Source organism: Subsaximicrobium wynnwilliamsii, from assembly GCF_007997225.1.
Lineage (GTDB): Bacteria > Bacteroidota > Bacteroidia > Flavobacteriales > Flavobacteriaceae > Psychroserpens > Psychroserpens wynnwilliamsii.
This window is the reverse complement of the sequence record NZ_VORM01000017.1, coordinates 17,411-39,656: the sequence shown is the minus strand read 5'-3', so window position 1 is coordinate 39,656 and position 22,246 is coordinate 17,411. Positions and strand designations below refer to the sequence as shown.

Sequence of the window (22,246 nt, the reverse complement as noted above, 5' to 3'; positions counted from 1 at the left end):
GCCAATGTATAGGTGTTTTTTTATACCTTTGCCCTTATGGAAAAAGACACCACTATATTTGGCATCAGGGCAGTTATTGAGGCCATCAAATCCAACGAGAACATCGATAAGATCTTTATTCAAAAAGGCCTTAGAGGCGAGCTTTCTTTAGAGTTGGAACAGTTGCTCAAGAAAGAACGCATCAACTTTTCATACGTGCCCATTGAGAAATTAAACCGTCTTACAAAAAAGAACCACCAAGGGGTTGTAGCACAAATTGCTCCAATAACTTTTTACGATCTGGATAACCTGGTTATGAATGTTATTGAATCTGGCAAAACACCTCTATTCCTTTTGCTCGATCAATTGAGCGATGTGCGTAATTTTGGCGCAATCATTCGCACCGCCGAATGTACTGGCGTTTCTGGGATTATCATTCAGAAAAAAGGCGGCGCACCTATCAATGGAGATACCGTGAAAACGAGTGCTGGTGCCATTTTCAATATTCCCATTTGTAAGGTCGACCATATCAAGGATGCTGTATTCCATATGCAGGCTTCAGGCATCAAAGTGATCGCTGCCACTGAGAAAACCGATAAGACGCTTTATGACGTTAGTTTTAAAGAGCCCTGCGCCATTGTAATGGGTTCTGAAGGTAAAGGCATCAACCCATCGGTATTGAAGGTAGTAGATGAGTTGGCGAAACTTCCTGTTCTTGGTGAAATCGAATCCTTGAATGTTTCGGTTGCCTGTGGTGCGCTCTTATATGAAGCACTAAGGCAACGTCGATAGTTTGTGGATTTTTGATTTACGGCCTGCTTCTTCTGTTGTTTCTTATAAATTCTGTGCACATAATACTAGCTCATTTAGAAATCACTAACACTTCCGAAGCATCAGAAACATGCAATGTGCTAGCATTGGAAGCGCTTCAACGGTCGGGATTTTCCTTGAAAATATAATTCACCTTCAGCGAGATCTGTGTTTCTTCAATTTTTGCTTCGGATTCAATTTCAATTTCAGGCTTTTCAGGCTCCAGATTTTCAATGAAATTTCCGTCAGCATCAAAATGTCTTAGAAAAGGGTCGTCGTCCTCGATATAGTCGGGCTCTTGCCAAACATAACGTTCTGGCTTTGCAACCGATTTCCTAAAAATAAGGGCAAAAAGCAATCCGGTGATGAGGCCTCCCAGGTGACCTTCCCAAGACATGCCTTCCTTTACAGGGAAAACGTACCAAATCAAACTTCCGTAGAGAAAAATAATCACTAGTGATAAAGCCACCAACCGAAAATACCTCGCGAAAATGCCTTTAAAAAATATGAAGCTTACCAAAACATAAACCAATCCGCTGGCGCCAATATGGTTCGAAGGCCTTCCTATAAGCCAAGTGATGAGACCAGACAATAAGATGCCATAGACCAACACCTTCCAGGAGATATTTCGGTAAAAATAAAAAAGTGCCACACTCAATATAAAAAGTGGCAGACTATTGTGAAATAGATGTTCAATGTCGGCATGAATGAAAGGACTGGTAAAAATACCGAACAATCCCTGCCATTCTTGGGGCCGAATGCCCATATGCTTGATCGAGGGAAAAAAACGGACTTGCAACCAGAATACCATCCAGATGGAAAGCACAAAAATGAGCGGATATAAAATCACACTGGTGGAATATCTAAATTGGGCTTGCTGTTCCATTCCTAAATTTAAATTATTCTAAGCAATTAACCTTCCAATTTGGACTTATATGAAAAATTGTCACGTGCATTTTTTGTAATTTTGCCGAATGACCGCACCCCTAGCAGAACGTTTAAGACCAGAAACTCTTGATGACTACCTAAGCCAGAATCATTTAATAGGCGAGAAGGGTGTTTTGAGGCAACAGTTGCAACAAGGCGTCATTGCCTCAATGATTTTTTGGGGACCGCCAGGAACTGGCAAGACCACCTTGGCAAACATTGTTGCCAATGAGTCCAAACGCCCATTTTACACCTTGAGCGCCATTAACTCGGGCGTAAAAGATATTCGTGAAGTCATTGACAAAGCCAAACAAAGTGGTGGTCTCTTTACCACGAAGAATCCTATTTTATTCATCGATGAGATCCATAGGTTTAGCAAATCACAACAAGATTCGCTTTTACAGGCTGTGGAAAAAGGCTGGGTCACGCTCATAGGAGCCACCACTGAAAACCCCAGTTTTGAAGTCATCCCTGCCCTACTCTCACGATGTCAAGTCTACGTCCTAAATTCCTTTTCAAAAGACGATCTGGAAGCGCTACTGAAACGTGCGATGGAAAAAGATGACATTTTATCAAGACGGAAGATAACGCTTAAAGAAACCGAGGCTTTAATCCGTTTTTCTGGTGGCGACGCTAGAAAACTGCTCAACCTTTTTGAGCTGATCGTGACCTCCTATTCCGAAGAAACCCCTGTGGTAATCACCAATACTGAAGTTGCGAAACGCATACAGAGCAACACCGTTAGGTATGACAAAACCGGAGAACAGCATTACGATATCATTTCGGCATTTATAAAATCAATTCGAGGAAGCGACCCCAATGCTGCCGTGTATTGGTTGGCACGAATGATTGAAGGCGGTGAGGATGTGAAATTCATTGCAAGACGTTTACTCATATTAGCAAGTGAGGATATTGGAAACGCCAATCCCACGGCTTTGGTCATTGCGAATAACGCCTTTCAAGCGGTTTCGGTCATTGGCTATCCAGAGTCGCGAATCATCTTGAGCCAATGTGTGACCTATTTGGCCACTTCAGCCAAGAGCAACGCCTCTTATGAAGCCATTGGCAAAGCACAGCAATTGGTAAAACAAACTGGAGACCTCTCAGTACCCTTGTCGTTGAGAAATGCCCCAACAAAACTGATGAAGGAGTTGGGATATGGCGATAACTACCAATACGCACACCGTTATGAGCAGAATTTTGTACCGCACGAATTTCTACCCGATGCCATAAAAAGCACTAAACTATACGAACCCGGAGACAACGCGAGAGAACAAGCGCAACGTGATTTTTTAAAAGCGCGTTGGAAGGAGAAATATGGGTACTAGGAGTTATCTGTTGTGTGTTGTGTGTTTTGTGTTGTCTGTTGTCTGTTGTCTTGTCTGTTAAGTATTGAGAGAACTATTCTATTGAGATGAATGAATCTAGCTGAATTAGACCTGATTTTGTTATGGATGTATTCCGACCAATATTGGTCCCAAACCTAGTTTTATTTTCGAATAGGAGCCCAGTACCAACTTCTGCTTAAGATCGCTAAATAATATAGATCTAGCTAAAACCAGTAAAACTAGAATTTCAAATTAAGGGTTTTGGTTTCCAATTTTTCAGTTTCGTAAGATTCATAAACCCAGGTGTTGCCTCTCTTATAAACGATGGCGTCCTTACCTTTTACAAGAAACGTATTTTGTACGCCAGTGTTCAATAGGATCATAACCTTCTTCGGTTCAGTATCCACAATTTGATAGCCATTGTCTAAGGGCTGTGCATATAACAAATCTGCAGTGTCTTCAACGATTGTGTTTTTGGGAGCCGATGGCATGACCTCTGTCTTGGACTCTGCCTTGATCACTTGCTTTTCAACTTGAGATACAGCTTCTCTTTCTTTATTTTTCAAGGATTCCACTTCATTTTTTAGCCGCTCAATTTCCTTTTTAGCCGCCTTTTGATCTTTGATGGCTGCGACGTCGGCCTTTGTGTCATCCATTTTTGAGTTTGAATCTGAAGTTGGCTGGTAAGCGTAGTCAAAATTTTGAAAGGTCTCAAAGGCCTCCCTCAAGGCTAGGTTATAAGCGACTTCGTATTTCTTTTCCCTAGTCTCACCTACTTTAGACGCTGCCACCACCTTATTATTGCAGTCCAACAATGACATTTGAAGCTTGGTCTTTAGAAACCCACCACTCACCTTGTTCACATCGGCTTTTAGCGCCAAGCAACGATCACGCTTTAGATCCTCTGGCAATTCCTCATCCTCTAAAAACGCGGTATAACCGTACTTATTAAATAGAAACTTGGTCAAGGAATTGATTTGATATTGATCTTTAGCACTCAAAAATTCAAACTGATTGGGGATGAGAACGTATTTATAGGCATTGATCTGTTCTTGAGACCATGCAGTGAATTGGGTGCAAATGGCTATAATTAGTATTAAAACGGACTTTTTCATATGGGTTTTCATTAAAGTAATGCTCATGTAAAGATACAATTTACGGTAAAATCAGATTTTATAACAGCGGTATTTAACGCTCATTCACAAGTACTGCCTTAGCTCTTGCAAAAGCTTTACTTGCTTGATATTTGCTTCAACAACACTATTGTGGTAATTGAACAAAATCACTTCGAGACCCAATGCTTTGGCACCCAAAATATCGGCTTCGTAATTATCGCCAATCATGATACTTTCTCCAGGGCTAGCTTTTGCCAGCTCCAATGCATAATTAAAAATAATGGGATCTGGCTTTTTCACACCTGCAATTTCAGCATTGGTCATGGTTTTAAAATACGGCGCAATCTTGGAGTTGTTCATCTTCTTATGCTGCGCCTCATCAAAACCATTGGTAATGATATGCAATTCATAATTGGGCTTTAGATAATCCAACAGCTCAAATGTACCTTCAAAAAGATGGGTAAAACTACTGAGATGTACCACGTAGTCACTGGACAATTTATCAATTAACGCATCTTCCACAAATACGTTCAAGACGTCAAAAGTATCTTTGAGCCGCTGGTAACGCAAGTTTTCCTTGTTGATCTTTTCCTCGCGATACAGTTTCCAATAATTGAGATTTATAGGCTCGTAGGCTTTTACAAAATGCTCATGGTTGATATCCACATTGTGCAAGCCAAAGATCTTTTGGAAGGTTAAGGAAGAATTTTTATCAAAATCCCATAGCGTGTGATCCAAATCGAAAAATATATGTTTAATGCCTTTTAATTTCATAGCGTTGATTTATTTTACTTCGGAAGGATGTGCAATCATACACATCTAAGCTGTCTTTTTCGGAATATTGCCGCCTTCAACAGAATTTAAGATTTGTGTGAACAATTTTCTGTAGCCTTTCCATGTGGGCTCGTCGCCGAAACTGTAATTGTGAAATACCGGTGTAAAGGTACCATTCACTTTTTTGACTTCTTTGATCATGCGCTCCAAAGCTTCAGATTTATCTAATTGGGATTGGTGTTTCAACAAGGCGTGATCAATGCAATGAAACGAGTTGATTATCAACGGTGTTCTAATTTCATAATCAAGATCATAGTAAAGAAAAGGCGTGCAAGTACCAGCCCTAAAGCCCATATAATTGAGATAGCCCATGGTATAATCTTGCTTAATCTCTAGTTCCACTAGGTTTCTGTAGGAGTGTGGCAAATTAATTTTAGAAAATGAATTACGGGTAGCTTCCAATTCGTAATTGGTAATGGATTCCATCTTTTTCTTCTCTTTCTTGAGTCTCAAAATATCCTCCAATGCCAAAAAGGAGACCTTTAGACCCACTTTGCAATAATCCCCAACCGACTTGATAAGTGACACAAATTCTTTCTTATTCACATTGACGTTTTTGTCGTAGGTAGAAAAGTCTCCTATCAAAAAAAAGACGATGAACTTAAACTTGTATTGTTTCTGTTTATTGATAATCCATTTGAAGGTATCGTAAGGATCCCGTTTGAATCCAAAAAGAACCAAAAATCGCTGTGACAGTTGTTTCAGTTTAAGATTGAAAACCTCATTCAAGGTGCCACCAATAATTCGCATCAAACCCTTTTGCTTAAACAAATAAGCCACGGGGACATCAATGATAGGTTGGACCTTATAAATTTGTTTAGGAAATTTAAAGTTCTCAAACTTCTGTTCTAGAACCGTTTTCAAGCGGTATGCCCAGATATCGACTACCGGTTGATGCAGAAAACCTTCCTTAAACGCCAAGCTTTCAGTAGCCGTAAAACGACCATAATCATCCTTTACATGCGGCAAATATTCCTCATAACGGCTTATGAGATAAAACGCAGCTGCAAAAATATCATAGGGCAACGCACTGTTTTCGCCGGCTGGAAAAAAGCATTTGGTACCGTACCATTCTTGTACGTTAATCTCAACGTCTGATAAGCCTTGCTCAAAGAGCAACTCATGACTTTTCACAAAGATCTCATTGCTCAATGCCTTCTTTGTGTAAGACATCTTTATGCTGTCGTGCGCAATAAACTCTTCAATGGTGGTTGTAAATGATACTGGGATCCCAAGAATACGTGTGCACAGGTGCTTGAATGCATATTGTACGCGAGGAGTGATTTTATGTGTGTAAACTAGTAGCATTTTCTATCTAAAATTCCAAAGCTTAAAAGTACCAAATTCAATAGTTAATCCCCTCGTCTTAGCTACGGAATTTAAAATTTGGTTCCGAGGTTTCAAGTTTGGAATTTGGAAATTTACATGATGTTCTCATCTGCAAAACTGAAATAGGCTTTCTCGGTAATAATGAGATGGTCCAAGACCTTTATATCCAAGCTTTCAGCAGCCAATTTCAGTTTTTTGGTAAGATCCTTATCGGCAGTACTAGGTTTTAAGGTGCCAGAAGGATGGTTATGTGCCAAGATCAAACCTACTGCACCCAATTCCAAAGCGCTTTTGAGCACCAGGCGCACATCAACCAGCGTGCCTGTGATACCGCCTTTGCTCACTTGATTTTTGTGGAGCACCTTATTGGAATTATTGAGGTAGACAATCCAAAATTCTTCGTGCGGCAGTTCGCCAATAATAGGCTGCATGAGTTCAAATACCGAGGTGCTTGAACTGATTTTCATCTTTTCGAGTGCTTCTTCCCCCCTACGTCTTCTGCCCAACTCCATCGCAGCGACAATTGTGATCGCCTTCGCTTCACCAATGCCCCTAAAGGTCATGAGTTGCTTTATGGACAGCTTGCCCAACTGGTTTAAATTATTGTCAACACTCGACAGTATGCGCTGGCTCAAACTAACGGCACTTTCACTTCTACTGCCGGTGCCCAAAAGTATGGCGATCAATTCGGCATCACTAAGATTGGCTTTTCCCTTATCGCGAAGTTTCTCGCGAGGACGATCATCCTGTGACCAATTTTTAATTGAAATAAAGACAGGTTTATCGGCCATGTTGCTTGTTTATTGAAAGACATACCTGAAACAAGAGTTGTTTCAGGGTATTTTATAAAGATATATATATTGTAAGTCTCTGATGCAATTAATTTTAAAGAATCAATAAGCTCGGGGCAAGCCCACAAGCTATGCATTGAAAGATGTTCTTTGTATTTCGAGACAAGCCTCGGGGAATTAGACCCTCTAGAGGGATTAAGACATCTGTATCTTGAAGTAGAAAAAATAAAAAAGTCATTGGCTTCAAAAGCCCTATAAAAAATAAAATGAAAGCTCTAAAATCAAAAGCATATACAATTGGCACTTTCAAGAACAAAGAGTTTCAGAAAAAAGCTAAATTTGATCCAATCAATACCAGTGCATTACAATTAACCACTAAAAACAGAAACCAATTGACCTATCCACCGCCAAAGCATCAAGAAGACGATAAGAACCGATTGATTGAAGTAATAAAAACCTATCCATTGGCCACACTCATTTCGGTGGCAGATGGGCTGCCGCTCATAACACATTTGCCGCTCATCTATGAACGTGGAAGACTCATAGGCCACATTGATAAGATGAATCCGCAGACGCATTTATTGAAAGACCAGATAGATGTTACCGTGCTTTTTTCAGGACCTGAATGTTATATCTCTCCAAGCATTTTCAGCAGTACGCATCTCCCTACTTGGAATTATATAAAGGTGCATCTCAAAGGGAAAGTCACTGCCATTGATGATCAGGCCGCCCTAAAAGCCTCACTCATTAGCATGACCGAAGCCTTGGAAGCTCCAGACCACAAGTACGTTTTGGATGCCAACAACCCAAGAATGGACCAGAATTTAAAATACATCCAGCTTTTTGAAATCCATATTGAGTCTTGGGAAGGAAAGTTCAAGCTATCTCAAGATAAAGCCCCAAAAGACATTAGACATGCTCGAGAAGCACTACTACGTTCACAGCAGTTGAGTATCGAAAATTTTCTGGATAAGGTGTTTTGAGACACTAGTTTTAAATAAAAGACCTAAGACCTCTAATTCGACTCGGCTCAATACGGGTCGCTTTTAGAGTCAATCCCGAGGCGTCGGGAAAGACTTGATTCTAATAAACTGACTACAGATTAAGATTAAAGCGAAAATTGCTTGGTCTAGCTCTATACAAATTTTCCTGAAAAATAAGCTAATATTGAAAGCATTAGCTTTTCTAAATCATCTTAAGGGTATTGATTTCTTGTGTGGTCAAATGTTTCCAATGGCCACGAGGAAGATCTTTTTTGGTAAGGTGACCTATGGCCACGCAGTCTATTCTAACGATCTCATATTTAAGTTCATCAAAAATGGTATGGATAATAATATTACCAATATTCTTGATTTTTAAACCGATCTTAGATTTTGGAGCGTCATGAATATAACTAATTTCCTCAACCGCAACCAATTTACCTGCCACTTTAAAACCTTCTTGGATTTTTTTGAAATCCTCATATTTGAGGGCTTTATCCAACTCGATCTCAAAAAGTCGCGAGACGCCATTTTTAGATTTGGTAAATTTATTGGTAATTACATCATCGTTTGTAAATAAGAGTAACCCGGTGGAATTCCTCCCCAAACGACCAATGGGCTGTATTCTTGCAGAGGTGGCATTCGCGACCAAATCCATAACCGTACGCCCTTTGGATTGGCTGGTTGTGGTGGCAAATCCCTTGGGCTTATTGAGCAGCACGTAAGTCTTTTTTTCTGGATTGATGCGCGCCCCATCAAAACGAACCTCATCATCCAACTTGACCTTGTAACCCATTTCTGTGATGACTTCGCCATTAACGCTCACACTGCCAACGGTAATGTGCATATCGGCATCACGACGTGAGCACATGCCTGAATTGGCGATGTACTTGTTCAACCGAATCTCATCTGGATTGGACGGTCTAGATGGCTTTGAAGGACTTGCTGGTTTTGACGGGCTTGCTGCCGCCTTATCCGAGCTGGTTTTCTTGATAGGTGCATTTCCTCTAACAGTACCTTTGTCTGAGGATTTGCCTTGCCGAGCACCCGCTTTTTTATTGGTGGGTTTGCTCTGTCTGTTCCCCGAAGATTTACCTTTTCCGCCTGTGCCTTGATGTCTGCTCATGTCTTTGAATATTTTTGCAAAGGTAGAATAAATGTTGTAACAAATCGAAAAATTAAATCGTGTATTCCACATCGCTTATTATGCTGAATTTGAGCAGCTTCAAACCATCCTAAACGCAGACTTTGATGGGCTCGGAAAACCTTCAGCACAATTAAGCACTCTGATTTTTTACTGAAGATTTTGAAATATTACCTAAATACGATTTAAAACCACGCTTACCTCAATCAATACAATTGAAAATACGCCAACTACAATGATAAACTTCAAAATATTATGAAGTATCAAATAATGCGTTTTTGTTTTGGAGTACCAGAGCAATAGCATGAAGATAAACAACAAAAAAATAGACATGTAAAAAAAGAGGTACATGTGACCAATTTGATATTTAAAAAGCAACAGTTGAGTGGGAATCAAGGTTAGCAAAGTCAAAACCGTTAACATGATTTTTGATGCTTTTTCCCCATAAACCACTGGGATTGTTTTATAATTGAGCAACAAATCACCTTTAATATTCTCGAGGTCTTTGGTCAATTCACGCATGGAGATGATGAGAAACAAGAAAAAGGCATGTACAAAAATGACCTGTTCAAAATTTTTGTAGTACAGAAAAACCACAAAAAACGGTGTGATCATTAGAATTGCTGAAGTGAGGTTGCCTATAAATGGTAACTTTTTTAGCTTATGGGAATAAAACCAAATCCCAAAAATATAGATCGAAAAGAATACCACTGCCCTAAAAGAGACATAGCTCGCCATGATCGCTGCCGAAAAGTTGAGGACAAAATAAAATGAGAGTTTCGTGTTCTGACTGATCAAGCGATCCAATCTCGATTTGTGGGGCCTATTGATTTGGTCCTTTTCTGAATCGTAGAAGTTGTTAATGATATAACCGCCTGCTATCACTGCGGAAGACGCAAGCACCAACATCAATAAATTGAGGTCAAAAAGTACTGCTTTTAACGGTTTATCGTGGGCGAGGATATAAATGGAAGTCAAATATTGCGCAATCACAACAATCAAAATGTTATATCCACGAACCACAGAGAACATACTGAAAAATTTCAGCAGGATGTGTTTTTGTTTACGCGATAACATATTTGAAGCTTCTAGAAGTTGTAAACCACTTCCAACTTGTAGTCTTTTAAAGCCTGTTGGGCTTTTTTATAATCTTCAGTAAAACCGAGAATATAGCCACCGCCGCCAGAACCACATAATTTGAGATAGTAATCGTTGGTGTCCAGTCCTTTTTTCCAAAGCTCATGAAACTGTGCCGGGATCATTGGTTTAAAATGGTTGAGCACCACCTTAGAAAGCTGTTTGGTATTACGAAACAGGGATTTGATATTGCCCTGTAAAAAATCATCCACACAGGCATCGGTATGTTTGATGAACTGATCTTTCAACATGTTTCTAAAGCCTTCCTGCTTCATATTTTCCATAAAAATCTGAACCATGGGAGCGGTTTCCCCAATACTGCCAGAGTCAATCAAAAAGACTGCGCCTTTCCCACCGGTTTGCTGGGCAGGTATTCCTGTAGCTTCAATATGGTCTGGAGAATTGATCAAGATCGGGATGCTCAAATAACTGTTTAGCGGATCGAGACCTGAGGATTTTCCGTGGAAAAAAGATTCCATTTCGGCAAAAATGGTTTTGAGTGCCAATAATTTCTCACGGGTTAAATTTTCCAACACCGTGATTTTTTCTTTGGCATATTTATCATAAATAGCCGCAACCAAAGCACCGCTACTCCCAACGCCATAGCCTTGAGGAATGGAAGAGTCAAAATACATGCCTTCTTCAACATCCTTGGTAAGAGCTTCCAAATCAAATTGTACCAATTGGGTGTCTATGGTTGCCAAATATGCAACATATTTACTCAAACCAGCATTGGACTTTATAGCCTCTTCTGAGGTACTACCGTCGCTTTTAAGTGCGCCATTGTAAAAGTTATATGGTATAGACAAACCCTTAGAATCCTTTATGATTCCGTATTCGCCAAAGAGTAAAATTTTAGAGTAAAATAGTGGTCCTTTCATATAATTACGACGCATTAGTATGGCAAATATACGTATATTTCTGTGATCTCGTTTTTTGACTTCAGTTTAAACACTTATTTTGAAGGATCTCAAATTATTTAGATCCCAATAGCTCCGCTCCAAGCCCAAGTTGATCGTTAATATAATGACCATTTTGACAAAATTTGGCCAAATCACTCTCAATAAACTTTAGAACACTGTCTTTTTCTTGCTTCGGAAAAAGCAGGTGAACATTCGCACCGGCATCTAAGGTAAAACAGACTTTTGAGCCTGTGTTTTGTCTAAACTTCCAAATGGCATTGATGATGTGCAGGGTATTGGGTTTCATCAATATGAAATAAGGCATGCTGGTCATCATCATGGCATGTAGGGTCAAAGCTTCACTTTCAACAATAGCGACAAATCGATCCAAATTACCAGTTTTAAAGATGTCAATAAGTTTTGACAGGTGCTCATGTGCTTGTTCAAAACGCCTTTCGGCATAGGGATGCTCATGCATGAGGTTATGACCAAGGGTGCTGCTCACTTGTTTCTCGCCTTTATCTACCAGTAAAATGACATCTTGATAGTCCTTAAAATGCTCATGTACTTCATAAGGATATTTTGTTCCGAAGTTATCTGAACTGCCTTCGATTTTTGCATGTTCTCCCCAAACAATGAGCTCCCCTTCCAGACTTCGGCAGGCACTTCCTGAGCCCAGACGCGCGAGAAAGGATGCTTTTTTGTAATTGGATTCCTCTGCATTTTCGGCGTTCAATTTTTGCTCTAGCTGCACAAGGCACAAGGCCAGCGCTCCCATTCCCGATGCTGAGCTGGCAATGCCAGAACTGTGTGGAAAGGTGTTGGAGGTCTCAATCTCGAAATGATAGGTCTTAAGAAAAGGAACGTACATTTCAATACGCCTAAAAAAAGTTTCGATTTTTGGTTTGAAATCCGGTTTCGGGATCCCGTCCAAATAGATGTCGAAAGAAAACTGGTCTTGATCCTTCTTTTTCTTGTAGTGAAGCGTAGTTATGGTTTTGCATGCACTCAGCGTAAAGCTAATTGAAGGATTTTCAGGAATCTGGTCCTTTTTTTTCCCCCAGTATTTGACTAGGGCAATGTTGCTGGGAGCAGCACAAGTGATGCTGCCATTCGCTATGGCAATGGGATAAGGCTTGGGGAGGAATTCGTTTACAGTCATTGGCTTATTTTCACTTGCCAAAGATACTAACTTTTGCAATGTTTTGAAATTTCTTGTGATTGCCGCTAACTATATTTGTAGAACAAATATTTGATGGTGGTTTTGGTCCTTCCGTGGCCATTTTTCTAAAAGGTGCCCACACAATCGTAATACAAATCAATCTGCGACTCGATAAAAACCGATTTTGAGCGTGTCGGCCATTGCTTCCGCAGGCATGAAACCGCGTAAGAAATTGAAATCGTTGGCTTTTTCGTCCACATCTAAGAGGTCATTCTTAAATCTGTTATAGTCTCTTTCCTACATATTAATGCGATTTAACAATAAATTTGTATGTTTGCCCCAAATAAACTGTATTGCCCTAACAATGAATTACCCCAAACCTACTTTTATAGCAGTATTACTGCTTTTTTTTGGTTTTCAAAATCTTTTTTCGCAGGAACTATTAGTTTTTGATAAGCAGTCAAAATGTTCATTCAATAATGAGCGTGTTGAAACCCTTATACAAAATGATAGTCTCTACAAAGCTACCATACTCTTAAATGAAGCTTTGGCATTTACGAAGAAATATGGTTTCACAAAGTACGAGGCACAAGCTTATAATGGTTTGGGCATGGTGTTTTCTGAAATGGGAAACAACAATAGCGCCAAGATGTATTATTACAAGGCGCTAAGCATCTACGACAGCATTCATGAGCCACACGGCAGGGATTATGTGCTTTCCAATCTTGCAAACACCTATCTCCTTTACAAGAAATACAAGCAGTTTGACAGCATTTACCCCATCGCTCAATCTTCAGCAAAAAAACTCAATAGTGAACTCTTTTTTATAAATCTGGAAAATGAAATCAAACGCAACTATTACACCAATCGCAACGACGCACTCATCAAGCTTGCCGAATACAGCTTTAATCAACTAGCTCGCACAGATTTTGATAAACTCAGTTATTCTAGAGACTACAAGTCTGAGACTCTAGAAAAACGCCTAAAGTATAATAGCTTGTATTACAAAGCTATTGGGCTAATCAAGCTAGGACATTTTGATGAGGGTTATACACTTTTGTTTAGCATTGACATTAAGGACTTCAAGAAGAGTATTGTTCTAAATAATGATGCAAACCGTCAACTTTCCACCCTAAACTATTATAAATTTCGTTACTTTCATGAATTCAAAAAGCAAAAGGATTCTGCTGTTGCCTATTTGTTAAAAAGTGATGAGTACAAATATTCTGCAATGCTTGAATATGAGCGCGCTACCTCACAAAATGGCGAACTTATCTACAAGATCCTCAAAACTGAAGAGCAACTTAGCAGCGCCAACAAGCTGCGAATAAATGATGCAAAGCTATCAAGGTCATTTATTGCCTCTACCATAATTTCAAGCATCTTACTTGTTGTGGTAGTCATTTTCTTTTTCTACTATTACAAGACGCGTAAAAATATTGAGACCATAAATGAGGAACTTAAGAATAGTAACAAAAAACTGATCAAGCGAGACAAGGATCGCTCTGAATTTTTCTCGGTATTGAGCCATGAGCTGAGAACGCCAATTTATGGCATCAGTGGATTGTCCACTTTGATTGAGCAGGAACAGTCTGAAGTCAAAAAAGAGGCCTATCTCAAGTCACTCATTTCGTCGAGCAATTACATCTCCATACTTATTGACAACATCCTTCAAGCCACCAGAGCCAAATTTGAAGACAAACAATTAAGACTTAAACCCGGCCGAATAGACCCCATTTTACAAAATGTGATCAACACCGTGAAAGTGGCTGCAGAGAATAAAGGCCTGAATTTGTTTTCAAACATCGCCCACTCTGATGAAGATGAATATATCATGATTGATAAAGTTGCCTTTAGTCAAATAATGATAAACTTGGCCTATAACGCCATAAGGTATACCAACAAGGGATTTATTTCCATAGACGTCTCTGAGGTAAATAGGACTGATGCGCAAATAGAATTACTTTTTGAGGTCAAAGACTCTGGCATAGGCATAAGTGAAGAACACCGCCAAACGGTTTTTTCTGCCTTTGAAAACAAAATGTTTCTGCAAAAGAACAGCAGTGGCTCAGGCTTAGGACTCTATATTGTAAAGACCTTACTCAAAAGCCATGGTACAGAAATAGACTTCGTATCTAAGCCAAATAAGGGCTCCAGTTTTTTCTTTAATGTCACTTTTGACCTTTGTGAAAAACCAGAAACAGTTGCACATCACGAAGATCTCGAGGCTAGAATAGATAATCATGTGCTCATTGTGGACGATAACAAGATCAACTTGCTCATTACCAAAAAAACACTTGAGCGTATCCCTGGATGTACCTGTGAGACTGCATCCAATGGGAAAGAAGCCATTTCATTGGTAAAGCAAAAGGATTTTGACATGGTTTTAATGGATATCAATATGCCAGAAATGGACGGTTTTGAAGTCACCAAACACATTAGACTGTTTAATCCCAACATTCCTGTTTTGGCATTAACCGCACTCAATTCTGGAGAGGTCTCTGCCAAAGCTGAAGCCTGTGGCATGAATCAGGTCATCACGAAACCTTATAATTTTGATGATTTCAAGGCCATTGTTAGGGGCTATTCCAAAGTCTACCAGGTCTAATTCAATACATGTGCTTCGCTGCGATGTAGCCTCCAGACCAGGCATTTTGAAAATTAAAACCGCCAGTGACGGCATCAATATTCATAATCTCACCTGCAAAATATAGGTTCTCATGGAGCTTGCTCTCAAAGGTCTTGAAGTTAATCTCCTTGAGATCCACACCACCTGCAGTGACAAACTCCTCTTTAAACGTGCTTTTGCCTGTCACTTTAAAAAAGGCTTTGGTAAGCTGAGCCGCCAAGTGCTCCAATTGCTGCTTATTGAGATCTGCCCAACGGGTTTCTTCGGAAATGTCTGCCGCCAGCACCAACTTTTTCCATAAGCGTTTGGGAATATCCAGTTGTGCCGATTTAGAGACTTGTTTTTTTGCCAAATCCTGTTTGAATTGTTTGAGCTGAAGCTGGCAATTCTCAAAAGGCTGTTTGATAAAATTGATCTCAATCTCAAATTGATAATTATGCTTTGCCAGTTCCAATGCAGCAAAAGCGGATAATTTTAAAATGGAAGCTGCGCTAAAACCCACATGTGTGATTAGCAAGGGACCTTCCGAAGTCAAACCTGAATCGCATAAGGTGACCTCAACATCCTGCACCACCACGCCAGGGATATCCTTTATGCGCTCATCTTTAACATCAAACGTAAACAAAGACGGCACAGGTTGCGCCACGGCATGCCCGAGGCTTTCCAGCAAATTCCATATTTTAGGGTTGCTTCCTGTAGCCAGAACTACTTTTTCTGAGGAAAACAGGCCAGTATTGGTCTTCATTTCCCACAATCCGTCAGTTTTCTGAAGCGTTTTCACGGAATGATTATACAATAGGTCCACCTGATGCTTTTGCGCTTCAGCCAAGAAACAGTCGATTATGGTCTGTGAGGAATCACTTACCGGAAACATGCGCCCATCGTCCTCGATTTTAAGGCTAACTCCTCGTGCTTCAAACCAAGCGATGGTGTCTCCAGTCATGAATTGATGGAAAGGCCCGAGAAGCTCTTTTTCGCCTCTGGGATAATTGCGCACCAATTCTGAGGGGATAAATTCAGCATGGGTGACATTACAGCGACCACCACCGGAGATCTTTACCTTTTGGAGACCTGTTTTACCGCGCTCCAATATGGCGACCTTTAATTGGGGATGGCGTTCTGCAAGGTTGATTGCTGTAAAAAAACCCGCCGCTCCACCACCGATGATTATGACATCATAATGTTTCATATACTGTTTTTAGACATAAGACCGCTTCGCTTTTAGAATCAATCCCGAAAGCTTATGGGAAAGACTTGCTTTTAACTATGTGATACTATTTATGACTCCTATTTATGCTTTTTAAATCATTGTTGCCCGATAAAGAACCAAGACCGCTTCGCTGCCAGAACATAGAATCAAGACTTGATTGTAACTAATTGAGAAACAGTAATTATTTGAAACGAAATTATTCCCTCCCTTTTGATAAAATCAATTTGGAAAAAGCAAGGTATCCATTTAAAAACAGTGTTAGATTTCATACATGTAAAGGCCTAGTCATCTTTAAATTATATTTACCCTTACACTAATGTTTTTAAATATTTATTGAACTTTTTGAAAAAAGCTATTTTTAAAAAATCGTGCATCAAAAAATACTCTTTACACTTTTGTGAACGTAGGTTCATTTAAACTTTCCTGCAAGGTTTCAAAAACCTTGCAGGTCTTTTCCAAATAATGAATCATACCTACAAGGTCAAAAAAGACCTTGCAGGATCATCCGAGCTTACTTTCGCCACCATTTAAAAAAACCCAATTTATCAAACTGACCTCATTTGTAAGTCTGAGCGCAGTACAAAGTGCCTATCAAGCAAAACTTAAAGGTCTTAGGTTGCGCTCAGACTGAAAGCTCGTGCTAATTTATAAAAGGCATCAATGCTAGAACCCGTTTTTTGAAGCGAACGATTTTCAACGACACAAAACTAATAAATAAAGTATTAGGTTCAATTTATCGTTGAACTGCAAAGCACACACCCGCTTAACGATTATTTTTCAGTCTTTATCCAAAAGAGGACAAACCTGTTTTATTTCTTAAATAATTGCCATTATATTAGCAGTGACAAGTTAAGAAACCAAACTAAAAAATACCAAATCCCTATCGAATAGGTTTAAAGTTTATAAATTTTAGCAGTATTAGTTTTTAATCCAACTAAAAAACCACTCTCGGGAAAAGAGTGGTTTTGCTTTTTAGATCGATTTCAAAAAACGCATTGTTTTTTGCGGTTTTATCAGTTTTAAGACACCGCCTTCAACTTTTTCAAGGTGGTTTTACTCAATTTGTCTTCTGCATAAGATTTAGTGACATGCAATTTTTTCTCCTTGCCACTTGGCAATTCAAACATCGCATCGGTCAATATTTCCTCGCATAAAGATCGTAGCCCCCTTGCGCCCAATTGATAATCAATCGCCTTAGTCACAATATAATCCAAGGCACCATCGGTAATGGTAAACTCAATATCGTCCATCTCAAACAACTTTTTGTACTGTTTGATGATGGCGTTTTTTGGTTCGGTCAAAATGGCGCGCAATGTTTTTGCATCTAAAGGATCCATATAAGTCAAGACTGGTAAGCGCCCAATGATTTCTGGGATGAGACCAAAATCTTTTAAATCTTTAGGGATCACATACTGCAAGAGATGGTCCATATCCAACACATCATTATCATGCGCTGCTTTGTAACCAATCGCCGCTAAATTCAAGCGTTTGGATATCTTTTTATCAATGCCATCAAAAGCACCACCTGCAATAAACAGGATGTGCTCGGTATCCACCTCAATAAATTTTTGATCTGGATGCTTACGCCCACCTTTTGGCGGCACGTTTACGGTGGTACCTTCCAGCAATTTCAACAATGCCTGTTGCACACCTTCCCCAGAAACATCTCTGGTAATGGATGGGTTATCACTTTTACGGGCAATCTTATCGATTTCATCAATGAAAACGATGCCTTTTTCGGCTTTTTCAAGATTGTAATCTGCTGCCTGCAATAAACGGGTCAGGATACTCTCTACATCCTCTCCAACATAACCAGCCTCAGTCAACACTGTGGCATCAACTATCGCCAAAGGCACGTTGAGCATTTTTGAAATGGTTTTTGCCATAAGGGTTTTACCGGTACCGGTTTGCCCCACCATGATGATGTTACTTTTTTGGATTTCAATATCGTCGTCATTGGCAGGTTGCAGCAAACGTTTGTAATGGTTGTAAACTGCAACAGACATTACCTTTTTTGAATAATCCTGACCAATGATATACTCATCGAGAAAGGCTTTGATTTGCTGTGGTTTTTTCAGCATTAATTCAGAAGACAACTCTGCGTTGTCGCTCTGTTTGCTTTCTTCCAACACAATACCATGCGCCTGCTCGATGCAGCGGTCACAGATATGCGCATCTAAGCCTGCGATCAATAAACTTGTTTCTGGCTTTTTCCTACCACAAAACGAACATTCTAATACTTCCTTTGCCATACTTTGCTATTCTAAGTTCAATGTTTTGGATCAAGGCTGATTTTCCAATGCTCCAAATCTTGATTTACTTATTATTATTTTAAGTCCATGGATTTGGGTTTCTAAGTTGATCCTCAAAAACCCCAAAACATTATTGACTTATTTATGTGCATTCCTTCAAGAACAATTATTCAGATTGAAATAGATCCTGAATATTAGAGCTTCCGAAGTAAACACTTTTTATTTCCGTTATTTCAATCAACTTAAGGCTATTAAAGGCCAATTCAAAATTTCCAGCCCTTATCCTCAATATGATCTTCCTTTAAATTTCTTCCGAAGAAAAGGGGTTACTTGCGCTTCAAGACTTCGTCGATCATCCCGTATTCTTTGGCCTTATCGGCTTTCATCCAATAATCACGGTCACTATCCTCATAAACTTTGTCAAAGTCTTGACCAGAATGTTTGGCGATAATATCGTACAATTCCTTTTTAAGCGTCACGATCTCACGTGCTGTGATTTCAATATCGCTGGCTTGGCCCTGAGCACCTCCCAAAGGCTGGTGAATCATGACCCGAGAATGTGTCAACCCACTACGTTTGCCTTTTGTGCCTGCGCACAATAGAACAGCTCCCATAGAAGCAGCCATACCTGTACAAATCGTAGCCACATCGGGTTTGATGAGTTGCATGGTATCGTAAATGCCCAAGCCTGCGTAAACGCTACCGCCTGGCGAGTTGATGTAAATCTGTATGTCTTTTGCCGAATCTGTACTCTCCAAGAACAACAATTGCGCTTGGATGATGTTGGCGACTTGATCATTGATGCCAGTGCCCATAAAAATGATGCGATCCATCATTAAACGGGAAAATACATCCATGGAGACCGCATTCATTTGGCGCTCCTCAATAATGTTCGGCGTGAGGTTGGTTGGGTACATACTGTTGATGATATTGTTATAGTAGGTACTGCTGATGCCTTGATCTTTTATTGCGAATTTCTCAAATTCCTTTCCGTAATCCATATTTTGGGTTGTGATATTTTAATGTGAAACAAAAAAGCGTAAAACCGCTAAGTTTTACGCCCAAATATATTAATTTATGATGTAAAGCTTAGCTGTAGAATTCTTTTACAAATTCGTCGTAAGTTATTTCTTTTGTCTTTAAATTGGTTTCGGCTTTGTAAAGATTTAACAGTTTGGTGCTCATTAATTGCTCACTCATACGCTTCACTTCTTCCTTATTGGAAAGAATTCTTGCCGCAATCCCCTCCAGCTCCTCATCGGACGGGTTGGTTTGTCCAAATTGTGCCATTTGCACTTTGATCATCTCTTTGGCATGTGCCTTAAGATCTTCCAATTTGACCTGCAAATCGTGCTTCTCAATAAGTTTGCCTTCAATCAATTGGTAGCGCATGCTCTTTTCGGTCTTCTCGTATTCCTCTTTTGCCTGATCGGCATCCATGGTTTCCTCGCCAGCAGTTTGCATCCATTTTTGCAAGAACGATGCTGGAAGGTCAAATTTGGTGTGGTCCACTAAATATTCGGTCACATCGTTCAACAACTTCTGGTCACCTTGCTGTGCGAATTGCTTTTCAGAATCCTCCTTGATTTTATCTTTCAACTCAGTTACCGTGGTTACGACATCCTTTCCGAAGAGTTTATCAAACAATTCCTGATCAAGATCTGCCATCTCCCTAGCGTTGATTTCCTCAATGGTAAAATTGACTTCAAGATCCATATCATGAATGTCGTCATGAGATACTTTGAGTGCTTTCATCAAATCGTGATCGTCTTTATAAAGGCCCTTGGTCTTTAAAGTGATCACATCGCCCACTTTGGCACCAATGAATTGTTTCTCGGTGGTTTTGCCCTTGAATTTATCTAAAGTGATCATGGTGGAGTTTTCGATGTCTTTCTCCTCGTTTTTGAAAGTTCCCGTGATTTCGGAATCTTTAGCCGCTGTATCTTGAGCAATGATCTTACCGTATTGCTTTCTAATATGCTCAATTTGGTCGTCGATCATTTTCTTATCGGCAACAATGTTGTAATGTGTGATGGCTTTTTTACCTTTCAATGCCACCTCAAATTCTGGTGCAAGACCCAACTCGAACTCGAAAGAAAAGACATCAGAATCCCAATCCAGATCATCTTGTGGCTTTGGTAAGGGGTTGCCCAGAACGTCCAACTTCTCTTCAGTAAGATATTTGTTGAGCGCATCTTGCAATAATTTATTGACCTCATCTACCAATACTGCTTTACCGTATTGCTTTTTGACCATTCCCATGGGCACATGGCCTTTTCTAAATCCTGGGATGTTAGCCGTTTTGCGGTAATCAACCAATATTTTCTCTACTTTATCGCTGTAATCTTCTTTGGCGATATCTACTTTTACAACCGCGTTCAATGCGTCGATGTTTTCTCTTGTAATGTTCATTGTATCTGCTATAGGCCCAAAAGGGCGTTACGTTTTACGTTAAAAAGGGCTGCAAAAATACGATATTTTTTGCAACCCAACAATTTTTTAAGTGACTGAATATTAGTCTATTTTCCATCTTTGCCTATCATGGAATTGGCAATGGATTGGCAGAAGGACAACAAGATGCTGAACAGCAACGCGATCCAGAAGCCGCTTACTGAAAATCCGTCCACAAAGGCATCGGCCAATAAAATGATACATGCGTTGATGACCAGCAAGAAAAGACCAAGTGTGACTATGGTAATTGGGATGGTCAAGACCACCAAAATAGGTTTGAGGATTGCATTGAGCAAAGCCAATACGATGGCAACAACAATGGCCGCGCCAAATCCAGTGACGCCTACACCTGGCAATAGGTAAGCAAGCAATATTACGATTACTGCGGTAATTAAAAGACGGATGATGAAGTTCATGGTTTTGTGGGTTGTGGGTTAAAGCATACGAAATTTCGAATTACCAAAACTGCGAGTTAAACTAAACATCAAAGTTAAGAAAGTCTTGCACAGCATCGTAAAAATCATCAGGATTCTCGGCATGCAACCAATGGCCTGCGTTACCAATGGTTTCTATTTTTGCTTGTGGAAAATGTTGCTTGATAATGGTTTCGTCGGAAGGCATCACGTATTCGCTCTTGTCGCCACGAAGGAATAAGGTGGGCTTATCAAAATTGGCATGCATGGGCAATGCTTCGCCTACTTCGGAAACATGCTCCTTTAATACCTCCAGATTCATGCGCAAAGCCAGTGTTCCCTTTTTGATCCAGTACAGGTTTTTCAGCAAAAATAGCCGCGTGCCAACATCGGGCACATATCGCTTCAGTTTTTTATCGGCCTCGCCCCTACTCTTGATGCTGTCAAAATCCAATTGACTCAAGCCGTCCAAAATGGCATCGTGGTGAACGGGATAATATCGCGGGCTAATATCTGCCACCATCAGTTTGGACACTAATTCGGGATACAATGTGGCGAATAGCATCGCGGTTTTGCCACCCATGGAATGCCCGAGCAGCAAGGCTTCTTTCAATTTGTGGGCGTCAATGTAGGTTTTCAAATCTTCAGCCATGACCTCATAACTAAAATCGGCATCATGAAAACTCCTACCGTGGTTGCGTTGATCTACCAAATGCACCTCGTAACCTACTTCACTAAACTTGGTGCCCAAGGTTTTCCAATTGTCGCCCATGCCCAGAAAGCCGTGCAAGATGATAAAGGGTTTGCCTTCGCCTAATATTTGTGAGTGGAGTGCCATTTAGTGTTGAGTTGT

Annotated in this window: 19 protein-coding genes; 4 read left to right on the top strand and 15 right to left on the bottom strand. The window is 40.0% G+C overall.

Annotation, left to right across the window (positions count from 1 at the left end):
• Positions 1-36 precede the first annotated feature (36 nt).
• Positions 37-771 (top strand): 23S rRNA (guanosine(2251)-2'-O)-methyltransferase RlmB, encoded by a 735-nt coding sequence (gene rlmB / locus ESY88_RS13945; RefSeq protein ID WP_147087369.1) that lies wholly within the window; start codon positions 37-39, stop codon positions 769-771.
• A gap of 136 nt (positions 772-907) precedes the next feature.
• Here rlmB and ESY88_RS13940 read toward each other — a convergent pair whose 3' ends face one another.
• A complete protein-coding gene (locus tag ESY88_RS13940) occupies positions 908-1,675 on the bottom strand; it encodes a rhomboid family intramembrane serine protease (RefSeq protein WP_147087368.1) in 768 nt (255 codons plus the stop codon).
• 88 nt (positions 1,676-1,763) lie between these two features.
• Between ESY88_RS13940 and ESY88_RS13935 the strand changes: the two genes are divergently transcribed.
• Entirely contained in the window at positions 1,764-3,044 is a 1,281-nt protein-coding gene (locus tag ESY88_RS13935; RefSeq protein ID WP_147087367.1) for a replication-associated recombination protein A, read from the top strand.
• Positions 3,045-3,283: 239 nt separating this feature from the next.
• Here the strand turns inward: ESY88_RS13935 and ESY88_RS13930 are convergent, their stop codons facing one another.
• The 4 genes from ESY88_RS13930 to radC all read right to left on the bottom strand — a co-directional run bounded on the left by ESY88_RS13930 (position 3,284) and on the right by radC (position 7,113).
• Positions 3,284-4,186: a hypothetical protein gene (locus ESY88_RS13930; protein ID WP_147087366.1), complete on the bottom strand. Its 903-nt coding sequence runs from the start codon at positions 4,184-4,186 to the stop codon at positions 3,284-3,286.
• Between the two features lie 57 nt (positions 4,187-4,243).
• Positions 4,244-4,933, bottom strand: coding sequence for a YjjG family noncanonical pyrimidine nucleotidase (locus tag ESY88_RS13925; protein WP_147087365.1), 690 nt, complete (start codon positions 4,931-4,933; stop codon positions 4,244-4,246).
• 45 nt (positions 4,934-4,978) lie between these two features.
• A complete protein-coding gene (locus tag ESY88_RS13920; protein WP_147087364.1) occupies positions 4,979-6,301 on the bottom strand; it encodes a polysaccharide deacetylase family protein in 1,323 nt (440 codons plus the stop codon).
• A gap of 113 nt (positions 6,302-6,414) precedes the next feature.
• Complete coding sequence (radC, locus tag ESY88_RS13915; protein ID WP_147087363.1) at positions 6,415-7,113, bottom strand: RadC family protein; 699 nt, start codon at positions 7,111-7,113, stop codon at positions 6,415-6,417.
• A 266-nt stretch (positions 7,114-7,379) separates the two neighbouring features.
• Here radC and ESY88_RS13910 point away from each other — a divergent pair, with 266 nt between their 5' ends.
• Entirely contained in the window at positions 7,380-8,096 is a 717-nt protein-coding gene (locus ESY88_RS13910) for an FMN-binding negative transcriptional regulator (RefSeq protein WP_223270831.1), read from the top strand.
• 202 nt (positions 8,097-8,298) lie between these two features.
• Here ESY88_RS13910 and ESY88_RS13905 read toward each other — a convergent pair whose 3' ends face one another.
• The 4 genes from ESY88_RS13905 to ESY88_RS13890 form a co-directional block, all read right to left on the bottom strand.
• Positions 8,299-9,219 carry a pseudouridine synthase gene (locus ESY88_RS13905; RefSeq protein ID WP_147087362.1) on the bottom strand — a complete coding sequence of 307 codons (921 nt, stop codon included), beginning with the start codon at positions 9,217-9,219 and terminating at the stop codon, positions 8,299-8,301.
• Between the two features lie 192 nt (positions 9,220-9,411).
• Positions 9,412-10,314, bottom strand: a complete 903-nt coding sequence (locus ESY88_RS13900) for a geranylgeranylglycerol-phosphate geranylgeranyltransferase (RefSeq protein ID WP_147087361.1) — start codon at positions 10,312-10,314, stop codon at positions 9,412-9,414.
• Positions 10,315-10,325: 11 nt separating this feature from the next.
• Positions 10,326-11,255: a mevalonate kinase family protein gene (locus tag ESY88_RS13895; RefSeq protein ID WP_147087360.1), complete on the bottom strand. Its 930-nt coding sequence runs from the start codon at positions 11,253-11,255 to the stop codon at positions 10,326-10,328.
• 94 nt (positions 11,256-11,349) lie between these two features.
• Positions 11,350-12,438 (bottom strand): diphosphomevalonate/mevalonate 3,5-bisphosphate decarboxylase family protein, encoded by a 1,089-nt coding sequence (locus ESY88_RS13890; protein WP_147087437.1) that lies wholly within the window; start codon positions 12,436-12,438, stop codon positions 11,350-11,352.
• A 364-nt stretch (positions 12,439-12,802) separates the two neighbouring features.
• Between ESY88_RS13890 and ESY88_RS13885 the strand changes: the two genes are divergently transcribed.
• Complete coding sequence (locus ESY88_RS13885; RefSeq protein ID WP_189702608.1) at positions 12,803-15,046, top strand: response regulator; 2,244 nt, start codon at positions 12,803-12,805, stop codon at positions 15,044-15,046.
• A 1-nt stretch (position 15,047) separates the two neighbouring features.
• Here ESY88_RS13885 and ESY88_RS13880 read toward each other — a convergent pair whose 3' ends face one another.
• The 6 genes from ESY88_RS13880 to ESY88_RS13855 form a co-directional block, all read right to left on the bottom strand.
• The gene (locus tag ESY88_RS13880; protein WP_147087358.1) at positions 15,048-16,256 is read right to left on the bottom strand and encodes a BaiN/RdsA family NAD(P)/FAD-dependent oxidoreductase; all 1,209 of its coding nucleotides are present in this window, start codon (positions 16,254-16,256) and stop codon (positions 15,048-15,050) included.
• A 1,040-nt stretch (positions 16,257-17,296) separates the two neighbouring features.
• Complete coding sequence (gene clpX / locus ESY88_RS13875; protein WP_147087357.1) at positions 17,297-18,529, bottom strand: ATP-dependent Clp protease ATP-binding subunit ClpX; 1,233 nt, start codon at positions 18,527-18,529, stop codon at positions 17,297-17,299.
• Positions 18,530-18,855: 326 nt separating this feature from the next.
• Positions 18,856-19,530: an ATP-dependent Clp endopeptidase proteolytic subunit ClpP gene (clpP, locus tag ESY88_RS13870; protein ID WP_147087356.1), complete on the bottom strand. Its 675-nt coding sequence runs from the start codon at positions 19,528-19,530 to the stop codon at positions 18,856-18,858.
• A gap of 88 nt (positions 19,531-19,618) precedes the next feature.
• A complete protein-coding gene (gene tig, locus ESY88_RS13865) occupies positions 19,619-20,941 on the bottom strand; it encodes a trigger factor (protein WP_147087355.1) in 1,323 nt (440 codons plus the stop codon).
• Positions 20,942-21,048: 107 nt separating this feature from the next.
• The gene (locus tag ESY88_RS13860) at positions 21,049-21,396 is read right to left on the bottom strand and encodes a phage holin family protein (protein WP_147087354.1); all 348 of its coding nucleotides are present in this window, start codon (positions 21,394-21,396) and stop codon (positions 21,049-21,051) included.
• Between the two features lie 61 nt (positions 21,397-21,457).
• Positions 21,458-22,231 (bottom strand): alpha/beta fold hydrolase, encoded by a 774-nt coding sequence (locus ESY88_RS13855; RefSeq protein WP_147087353.1) that lies wholly within the window; start codon positions 22,229-22,231, stop codon positions 21,458-21,460.
• Positions 22,232-22,246: the final 15 nt, after the last annotated feature.

Bases quoted from the DNA above. Each gene is read 5' to 3' on its own strand.
- rlmB (WP_147087369.1), top strand. From the start codon at position 37: ATGGAAAAAGACACCACTATATTTGGCATCAGGGCAGTTATTGAGGCC.
- ESY88_RS13940 (WP_147087368.1), bottom strand. From the start codon at position 1,675: ATGGAACAGCAAGCCCAATTTAGATATTCCACCAGTGTGATTTTATAT.
- ESY88_RS13935 (WP_147087367.1), top strand. From the start codon at position 1,764: ATGACCGCACCCCTAGCAGAACGTTTAAGACCAGAAACTCTTGATGAC.
- ESY88_RS13930 (WP_147087366.1), bottom strand. From the start codon at position 4,186: ATGAGCATTACTTTAATGAAAACCCATATGAAAAAGTCCGTTTTAATA.
- ESY88_RS13925 (WP_147087365.1), bottom strand. From the start codon at position 4,933: ATGAAATTAAAAGGCATTAAACATATATTTTTCGATTTGGATCACACG.
- ESY88_RS13920 (WP_147087364.1), bottom strand. From the start codon at position 6,301: ATGCTACTAGTTTACACACATAAAATCACTCCTCGCGTACAATATGCA.
- radC (WP_147087363.1), bottom strand. From the start codon at position 7,113: ATGGCCGATAAACCTGTCTTTATTTCAATTAAAAATTGGTCACAGGAT.
- ESY88_RS13910 (WP_223270831.1), top strand. From the start codon at position 7,380: ATGAAAGCTCTAAAATCAAAAGCATATACAATTGGCACTTTCAAGAAC.
- ESY88_RS13905 (WP_147087362.1), bottom strand. From the start codon at position 9,219: ATGAGCAGACATCAAGGCACAGGCGGAAAAGGTAAATCTTCGGGGAAC.
- ESY88_RS13900 (WP_147087361.1), bottom strand. From the start codon at position 10,314: ATGTTATCGCGTAAACAAAAACACATCCTGCTGAAATTTTTCAGTATG.
- ESY88_RS13895 (WP_147087360.1), bottom strand. From the start codon at position 11,255: ATGAAAGGACCACTATTTTACTCTAAAATTTTACTCTTTGGCGAATAC.
- ESY88_RS13890 (WP_147087437.1), bottom strand. From the start codon at position 12,438: ATGACTGTAAACGAATTCCTCCCCAAGCCTTATCCCATTGCCATAGCG.
- ESY88_RS13885 (WP_189702608.1), top strand. From the start codon at position 12,803: ATGAATTACCCCAAACCTACTTTTATAGCAGTATTACTGCTTTTTTTT.
- ESY88_RS13880 (WP_147087358.1), bottom strand. From the start codon at position 16,256: ATGAAACATTATGATGTCATAATCATCGGTGGTGGAGCGGCGGGTTTT.
- clpX (WP_147087357.1), bottom strand. From the start codon at position 18,529: ATGGCAAAGGAAGTATTAGAATGTTCGTTTTGTGGTAGGAAAAAGCCA.
- clpP (WP_147087356.1), bottom strand. From the start codon at position 19,530: ATGGATTACGGAAAGGAATTTGAGAAATTCGCAATAAAAGATCAAGGC.
- tig (WP_147087355.1), bottom strand. From the start codon at position 20,941: ATGAACATTACAAGAGAAAACATCGACGCATTGAACGCGGTTGTAAAA.
- ESY88_RS13860 (WP_147087354.1), bottom strand. From the start codon at position 21,396: ATGAACTTCATCATCCGTCTTTTAATTACCGCAGTAATCGTAATATTG.
- ESY88_RS13855 (WP_147087353.1), bottom strand. From the start codon at position 22,231: ATGGCACTCCACTCACAAATATTAGGCGAAGGCAAACCCTTTATCATC.